Raw genomic sequence first — 7,900 nt, 5'->3', positions numbered from 1 at the left:
ACTTGGGAGTCCCTGCCTGATGAACTTGGTGGAATAACTTCCAGGCCGTCTTGTAATTTTTGATAGCATTGGCCTTCATCAGGCTGTCAAAATCTGGATGGTTTAGCCAACCATGACTATTAGAGATCGCAGTTGACGGTTTCTTCAGACGCTCCGTCAAATCAGCTATTCGGTCCAAGACAATTGTGATGGGAATCTTTACTTGCTTTAACCAGAATAGCTCATTGTTCATCCCGTTCATCTGGTTGTAAATAAACCGACTAGCATCACTATTGCGCTTGATTAGACGCTTCTGTTCAGTTGAAGGAAAAACCCGGACCTTAACCCCGTAATGATAGGGTAATTGCGCCATCGTTTTCGCCATAGCCTGCCACCTCCTTTTGCTTGAACCTAGCATATCATATGAGTATGCTAGGTTCATAGAAAAGCGGCTTATAATAATATTTATAAAGGTAACGTATGAGCAAGAATATTGCAGGTCCTATTCACGAACGAGGCTATATTCATAACTTTCATTTTTCACTTGGTCTGGGTCACTAAGTACCGGCACGAGGCGTTTACAATGCCAAAGAGGGAGGGGCAGCGCGCTTATTCTTTGAATGACATCCCGAGATAAAAGCCAAAAATTTTGGAGTGGGCATCTCTGGTCTCCTAGTTACTTCATGAGTACCTTGGGTGACATGAGCAAGGAGACCGTGGAAAACAATATCATAAAATAACAAAAAGCATGATGGCATTCATCCCTTGTTTGAAAATAAGGGAATTCTGCCTAACTCGTATTAAACTTAAATTCAATAACACTACTATACCAGCAACGCTTGTGATTTGACACGTTGCTGGTAAAAGTTTAACCAAGTTGCTAAGTAAACTTAGCGCTTTCTTTAGAGGTGTTGCGGCCATTTATCCCCGACATAATCAGAAATAATTCATCATTTTCTCTTTACGGCCAGAGTTGATCAATAATTATGACCTGAGGGAAATCAAAGGAATACTTCCAGCTGGAGGCAGCTGGGGATGGCGTTAGGACGGGGAATTTCCCCGTTCTTATGCCATGGGACGACCTTGGAAACTCGCGGGTTTAAGCGAGGTTTCAAGGCGAGGCCATAGACCGCTTCTCAGGCTTTGGCCGGTCTCCACAGCGGCGGAATCCCAAGCCACCGCGGGCGTTGGTGCTTTGACTACCCCTTGCCGCCAGCCAAGTATTGGTAAGCAATCTTGTGTGTGACCGTTTGATTTGCTGGTAGCACGATATCGCCGAAGTCGGCTTGATGAATGGCATCCGGTAACGCCTGAGCCTCTAAGGCCAGCGCATTGTAGTCGCGAGCCTCCGCGCGTTTCTTATCCGTTGGATTGGCCGTGAAGACGACGAGGGCGTTCCGATCGGAATAGAGCGCAACCCGGCGATGACCCGTGGTATCGCCAATTGCAGCGATCGGTGTGGTGGCACTTGGCGTCACTTCAAAGGCATCGTCGTACTCGACTGTACCCGCTTGTTTGAGCTGCGTCAAACCATCTGCAATCGTCCGCGGCTGACTGAAATCGTATCCAGTCCCAGCCGTTGGGAGTTTTTTGCCCGTTGAAATTTTCTCAGCATTCAACTCTAGACGACGGTTGCCACTCAATAGGAGCCACTGGTCGTCAATGCTGTGCTGATCATCGGTCACGTTGAAGTAAGTGTGAATCGTGGGATTGAATAAGGTAGCCGCATCGCTAGTCCCGGTGAAGCTAATCTCTAAGCGATTGTCAGCCGTCAACGTATACGTGATGGTTGTCGTCAGCGTTCCGGGATAGCGGTCCTCGGCAGGCGTCACCGTATGGGTCAACGATACGCTGGCGGTCTCATCAGTCGTCTTAGTTGTCCCGGTCCAGTTCACATTCTTAAAACCATGGGGGCCACCATGAATGGCGTTTTTACCGTTGTTAGCCTCCAGGTGAGTCGTTTGGCCATCAAGGTCAAATTGTGCGCCGGCAATTCGCCCAGCAACCCGACCTAATGCTTGGCAGAGGCAGTAACCGTTCTGATCGTATGCGGCGATGTCCGATTCACCAACCACTAACTGTTGGCGACGATCGCCTTCGACCACACTGAATTCTTGGAGCGTGGCGCCCCAGGTTAATACGGCGACCCGTGTCCCTTGTTGATTGGTTAACAGGTACTTGGTGACGGGCTGATCTTCAATAGTTCCAGCAACTTCTTGTGTAATTTCCATATGTGCTTTCCTCCAATTTAGAATCCGGTTTCATTGTATAATAATCAGCTGGTCAGCACCAATTTATTTATTGACGAGTTTCGCCATCTTCTCGTTTGAAACACTTGTGAAAGTCTAATACTTTTGCTGGACTTATCGTTTGATTATTCGCTATACTTACCTCGAATCGTGCACGTTTGCACAATAAATAACGCTTGCTTAAGGAGGAACTATCTATGCCAGCTACAACTGCTGCCGCTGAAAAGCTGCTGCTCCAAATGGTCGACAACTATACTGCCCGGGAAATCAGTCCCGAGGATATGCCCATGGACGCCGCGGGTGACTTTCCGGACGGCTTTATGCAAAAATTGACGGATACCGGTTTTCTCGGCATTATGCTACCTCAAGAATTCGGCGGTGCCGGCTTCGGCCCTGAAGTCACTGCCGCTGCTCTGAACCACATCGCCCGGGGCAATGCCAGCACGGCGGTTACCCTCGAAGGTCACTTTAAGACCATCGATCAGATTCTCAAATTTGGGACGCCAGCTCTGCAAAAGCAACTGCTGCCAACCGCAAATGACCGGATCTTCGCCTTTTCCATGACCGAAGCCTCTGGCGGCTCCAATCCGATGGGAATCAGCTCAACGGCCACTCGCGAGGGCGACCACTGGGTCATTACCGGGGATAAGATTATGATTACCAACGGTGGCCTCGCTCAAGTCTACTGCGTGCTGGTCAAGACAGCACCAAAGGAACTCTCCGTCTTCGTTGTCGACCAGGACATGCCTGGCTTCTCATTTGGGAAACGTGAAGACTTCATCGGTCTTCGTGGCACACCAGTCGGTGAAATTGTGATGGACCACATCGTCGTCGATGATGATCACTTGCTGGGTAAGCTCGGTGAAGGTGGTCGCATCGGGGATTCTGCCCACGATGATGCTCGTGTCTTAATGGGTGCCGTTCTAACCGGCATCATGGAACACGAGTTGAAGATTGCCACCGACTATGCCAAGGAACGTAAGGCTGGCGACAAGCCCCTGACCGAACTCCAAGTGACCCATCGTAAGGTTGCCGACATCGCCATGCGTAAAGAGACGACGAAGCTGTTGTACCAACGTGCTGCACAGTTAAAGGCCACCGGTCAACCATATAGTGAGGAAGCTGCTATGGCTAAGGCTCACGGCTCACGCGCCGCCGTCAGTGCTGGTGACGACACCTTACAGATCCTAGCTGGTTACGGTTACAGTCGTGAATACCCGGTTGAGCACCTGATTCGAGATGCCCGGGCAATGGAAATTGCCGAAGGAACCGTTGAAAAGATGCGGTCCGCCATTGCTACCGCCGAATTTAATAAATAGGAGGTCTCCCATGAAAATTATCGTCTGTCTCAAACAAGTCCCTGAAACTAACGACGTGACTATCGACCCGGTCACCCATAACTTGGATCGCCGCGGTCTGGCCGGCGTCATGAATCCTTTTGACAAGAACGCCATCGAATTGGCCTTGCACTTGAAGGACACCACCGATGATGTTCAGGTTGCCCTGCTCACCATGGGCCCGGACGACTACGCCGAATCCTTGCGTGAAGGAATGGCCATGGGCGCTGATGAGGGTTATCTTCTCTCCGATCGCGCCTTTGCTGGAGCCGATACCTTGGCTACCGGATACGTCATCGCCCAAGCTTTGAAAAAAATCGGTGACGCCGATCTCATCCTCTTCGGTCGTCAGGCCGTCGATGCCGATACCGGTCAGGTTGGTCCCATCGTCGCTGAATTTCTCCACCAGCCGCAGATCACCTACGCCGCCAGCTTACGTTTGAGTGGTAAGAACGAGGTAACCGCCGAACGCCTGCTGGAAGACACCAAGCAGACCTTGGTCGCCCAACTCCCGGCCGTTGTCAGCGTCCGTAGCGAGCTGAACACGCCGCGTTACCCCACGCCCCGAAACATCCAACTCAGTTTTGAAAAGCCCCTGACCGTTTGGCACCACGACGACCTTGACCTAGACGATTCTCGCCTGGGACAAGCCGGCTCACCAACGATCGTGACCAAGGTCTACGCACCCAAGCCAGTAAAACGTGAACTGACGCCGCTGACCGGGACGCCAACCGAAGCTGCCAGTCAACTGATCAAGGCCTTAAAGGGTCGTCAATTAATCTAAGGAGGAATCTGCTATGTCAAAACCAGAACTTTGGGTCATCGCGGAACGCCGCTTAGACCACGTCGAACCCACGACTCAGCAACTAATCACCAAGGCCAAGCATCTTGCCGGTGGACAATTTCACACTGTAGCAATCCTGCTGGAAGCCACCAACGATCACTTGGAAGACGAGTTAAAAGCTTACGGGCCAGATGAGATTCGCGTCGTGCGCGATGACCGCTTCCCCACCGCGACGGATGCCGAACACGCCGACGCCCTGGAACAACTGGTCAAGAAGTACCAGCCCAACACCATTCTCTTCGGGGCTACCATTACCGGTCGGTCAATTGCGCCACGGCTACAGGCCAAACTCCAGACGGGGCTGACCGCTGACTGCCTGGACTTGCGTTTCGATGATGACACCTTAGTCGCCACCAAGCCATCCTATGGGGACAACATTATGTGTGAAATTATCTGTCCCGACCACCGGCCCCAAATGGCAACTGTGCGGCCTAACACCTTCGTAGCTGAAGCTGCAGGTGGCACCACCGAAGTCACAACGGATACAGTGACCTTCCACCCCGTCGATCGCTTACAGGTCAAAGCCGCCGTGCCCGTTGTCAACACGGCAACCACGGTGGGTGACGCCAATCGCGTGGTTGCTTTAGGTCGTGGTGCTGCCAGTGCAGCCACCACTTAGGGCTCTGCTCCTACTGTGTAGAGGGTTATGCCAACATTTCATCTTTCAACCTTTTGTTAACGCTTTGTTTAGTGCTAGGATCGTTGAACTGAACCGCCTCCGCCTTAGCCTAGTTTTGTTTTTATTGGCAACACTAAGCGAATCGCGGACCACTAGCCCAATTGCACCAATCTAGCACAGCTAACTTCGAAGGCCACTACTCAAAAATATTAATGGTACCTTGTCAGTACCCAAACCAAATTTACCTTGCGAAAGACAACAAAAGTCCCGGAACACCAACCATTTGACGTGGTCGGTGTTCCGGAACTTTTTTGCAATCTGGAAAATAATTGGAATTATTTCGCTAAAAACATGAGACTATTTCTGTATTTTTTACATTAGTAGTAAGTGTAAGGCTAATTCTGAAATAGCCTCTCACTTTGAAACTGCGGTATAACTATACTTTAACTATAGCTGAAACGTGCTCCAGCAGAAGTAGGTTGCGCTTAACCCCAATCCGGCAAAATCCAAAACCGGGATTTTTACCTGAGTGCTATTAATGCTCGCCAACTAACCGCCAGCTCCCACACACTACAATTTCAGCAATTCATCCAGCAACTGCCGGGCAGACTCGTTGAGCTTTTCCTGCGACTTGTCATTGCCCAAATGCGTGTAGATTTCCCCGACGTAGACGTTGTCCGTAAATAAGCGGTCAAAAACGGCGTCAATGATCGGCTGGGTGGCAGCCTGTTCCTGCACCGGCCCGAATGGGTTGGCGAAGAACGTGGTGCTCATCCCCACTTCATCGGTGGTGCCCAGTGCCTTACGTTTACCAGCAACGAAGGTCGCCTTAGCCGTCTCTTGGTCAGCGAAGCGGTGAACACCCACCGCATCGTCATAGTTGTTGGCGTAGACCCACATGTCGATGTGATGGTGGGCAACCACACGTGGCCACGTGTTGGCTGGAATGATGACCCGCGCGTTCTTCTGTTCGGGATTCATATAAATTCCCCGGTCCATGTTGTTAAAGGCCACTTCACTGCTCAAGTCATCGAGCCGGACGAATGCCCCGGTCTCAGTTCCTTGCGCGTAGAGTTCTTTGCCCTTCAGCGTGAAGCTCCCCATGTCATCGAAAATGGTCTCCATACTGACAATCTTGTCGTCGGCAATCTGCTGCAGCGCCTCGATAGATTCGGATTTCCCGGCACCGGAATCGCCGAAGAAAACGACGGTCTTCGTCTGTCCATTGGCAAAAATAATTCGCATCATTGACCCGTGAATTGGTAAACGTTTCTGTGCAATCATGTGCAGGTTGTGCAACGTCAGGCACATTTTCTTCATGTAGCCAAAGTAAGTGGTCTGGTCATTGTACGGCACTTGGCCCACATAGATGTCATTGGCTTGGTCATAGAAGTAGTGGCCATTCTCAGGATCGGTATCGCTTGCAACCCCTGGTGTCCCAAATAACAAGACCAGATCTGGTTTATGATCGATAACCTGCTTCACATCAGCAAGCTGGAATAAGTTGGCTAACGCCAATCCAGAAGCCATGTAATCGCGGTGGAAGTAGATGTAGGCCAGACTTTCCCCAATCATCGCTGGGTAGCAGTAGTAGTCATCTTCCGTTCCCTTGAAGTTCGTCAGCGGGTTGACCTTAGTCGCCGTGAACGTTCCCTTACGCTTGTTACTCTTAGTATGTAGCATCATCGGTGGTCGCAACATTAAACGATCAATAAAACGAATGTCCTGCAACTTTTCGTAACCCGCGGGCATCGGCCACTTGAGTTGTTGCAACAACATGCAGGCGCTGGACCCAGCACTGACTTGCCGATAAACGTGGTTAGCGTGCCCTTGGAGTTTTTCTTCAATGGTCCGGTATAGGCGGATCACCAAATCGTTGAAGCGTTGGTCGATGGTCATAAATTCACTGGCGACCACGTCATTTTGCTTGATAGTCATCGTAGCGACCCGCAAATACGTCCGGTAATACGAATAGAGGTCTTCGATGCTGGCCAGAATTTCTGCCTTTTGATACTGTGCGAAAGCGTCCGGCTGATCGGTCAGAATCGCCTTGATCGTTGCGAGATAGATCTGTGGCGTGACCAGATTGAATGTGGTGCTTGGATCGGCAACTTCGGGTGTATGCTCGCGCTGTTCATCGAGGAACAAGCGCACAAAATCAGCCAGTTCATCACTGTTAACGAGGTCAAAAATACTGGTAATAAAGCGGGTGTTGTAGTCCAAGACCGCCACGTTGCGGTCGGGATTTGCATAAAATGAAGCCAAATCAATTGCTGCTGGTGTCTGCATGGTGAAGCCCCTTTCATAAATGTCTTAAGCATTAGTTTAGCCTAAAAGTTGGGTTGAGGGAAGCAACTTTACAAGATATTAAGTGCATTCATCTCGCCGCTGACTTACCATAAAAGGTGTCAATTGCCCCTGAATGAATTCAGAGGCTTGTCGCTCACGTGTCTGGCGACACAGTAGTCCAATATACCTGTTAGGTACTCCTACGCATAGTGGCAACATCGTCGGGTAATTGACGGCTACCCGTTTAACTACCAGGTTTACCCGGTAGTCGTTAGCTTTTTAATCTTGGGTCGTTTGACACCGCTCAACCATTCCTGTCCAAGCATCTCAATATTCATTGCGCCCAAGCGATCATCATTACAACGATATTGGCACTGCACACACCAATACTCGTGCGTGTCATGATGGCGATTGGTCTTCTCAATCAGCCCACACTTTGGACAGCGCTGTGAGGTGTATGCTGGTGATACCTTCACGACGATACTCTGAACCGCTTGCGCTTTATACGTTAGGAATGCTTCCAGTTGGAAAAAGGCCCAGGAACGATGACTGTTACGCAAGGTTTTCGGTAAGTCATCGGTGT

7 protein-coding genes and 1 pseudogene are annotated in these 7,900 nt (G+C 50.4%); 4 read left to right on the top strand and 4 right to left on the bottom strand.

Annotated elements, in window-relative coordinates; translation table 11 throughout:
* Positions 1-364 (bottom strand): helix-turn-helix domain-containing protein (locus ACKTSF_RS13985; protein WP_407890210.1); only part of this gene is annotated, 364 nt, incomplete at its 3' end.
* 95 nt (positions 365-459) lie between these two features.
* Between ACKTSF_RS13985 and ACKTSF_RS13980 the strand changes: the two are divergent.
* Positions 460-719 (top strand): annotated as a pseudogene (locus ACKTSF_RS13980) (transposase).
* Between the two features lie 459 nt (positions 720-1,178).
* Here ACKTSF_RS13980 and ACKTSF_RS13975 read toward each other — a convergent pair.
* Positions 1,179-2,210 carry an aldose epimerase family protein gene (locus ACKTSF_RS13975; protein ID WP_407890208.1) on the bottom strand — a complete coding sequence of 344 codons (1,032 nt, stop codon included), beginning with the start codon at positions 2,208-2,210 and terminating at the stop codon, positions 1,179-1,181.
* A 215-nt stretch (positions 2,211-2,425) separates the two neighbouring features.
* Between ACKTSF_RS13975 and ACKTSF_RS13970 the strand changes: the two genes are divergently transcribed.
* From ACKTSF_RS13970 to ACKTSF_RS13960, 3 genes are read left to right on the top strand one after another with little or no spacing between them, the layout of a single operon-like run.
* Positions 2,426-3,547 carry an acyl-CoA dehydrogenase family protein gene (locus tag ACKTSF_RS13970; RefSeq protein ID WP_407890206.1) on the top strand — a complete coding sequence of 374 codons (1,122 nt, stop codon included), beginning with the start codon at positions 2,426-2,428 and terminating at the stop codon, positions 3,545-3,547.
* 10 nt (positions 3,548-3,557) lie between these two features.
* Complete coding sequence (locus ACKTSF_RS13965) at positions 3,558-4,349, top strand: electron transfer flavoprotein subunit beta/FixA family protein (protein ID WP_407890204.1); 792 nt, start codon at positions 3,558-3,560, stop codon at positions 4,347-4,349.
* A gap of 13 nt (positions 4,350-4,362) precedes the next feature.
* On the top strand, positions 4,363-5,028 hold the full coding sequence (locus ACKTSF_RS13960) for an electron transfer flavoprotein subunit alpha/FixB family protein (RefSeq protein ID WP_407890202.1): 666 nt from the start codon (positions 4,363-4,365) through the stop codon (positions 5,026-5,028).
* Between the two features lie 570 nt (positions 5,029-5,598).
* Here the strand turns inward: ACKTSF_RS13960 and ACKTSF_RS13955 are convergent.
* Both ACKTSF_RS13955 and ACKTSF_RS13950 read right to left on the bottom strand, forming a co-directional pair.
* Complete coding sequence (locus tag ACKTSF_RS13955) at positions 5,599-7,317, bottom strand: phosphoenolpyruvate carboxykinase (ATP) (RefSeq protein WP_407890200.1); 1,719 nt, start codon at positions 7,315-7,317, stop codon at positions 5,599-5,601.
* 257 nt (positions 7,318-7,574) lie between these two features.
* Positions 7,575-7,900, bottom strand: a 326-nt coding sequence (locus ACKTSF_RS13950; RefSeq protein ID WP_407890198.1) for a zinc ribbon domain-containing protein, incomplete at its 5' end; no start/stop codon positions are given.

This window comes from Levilactobacillus muriae, assembly GCF_045862015.1.
Lineage (GTDB): Bacteria > Bacillota > Bacilli > Lactobacillales > Lactobacillaceae > Levilactobacillus > Levilactobacillus muriae.
This window is presented reverse-complemented; position numbering and strand designations above follow the sequence as displayed.

Coding starts and splice junctions, on each gene's coding strand:
- ACKTSF_RS13975 (WP_407890208.1), bottom strand. CDS start 2,210: ATGGAAATTACACAAGAAGTTGCTGGAACTATTGAAGATCAGCCCGTC.
- ACKTSF_RS13970 (WP_407890206.1), top strand. CDS start 2,426: ATGCCAGCTACAACTGCTGCCGCTGAAAAGCTGCTGCTCCAAATGGTC.
- ACKTSF_RS13965 (WP_407890204.1), top strand. CDS start 3,558: ATGAAAATTATCGTCTGTCTCAAACAAGTCCCTGAAACTAACGACGTG.
- ACKTSF_RS13960 (WP_407890202.1), top strand. CDS start 4,363: ATGTCAAAACCAGAACTTTGGGTCATCGCGGAACGCCGCTTAGACCAC.
- ACKTSF_RS13955 (WP_407890200.1), bottom strand. CDS start 7,317: ATGCAGACACCAGCAGCAATTGATTTGGCTTCATTTTATGCAAATCCC.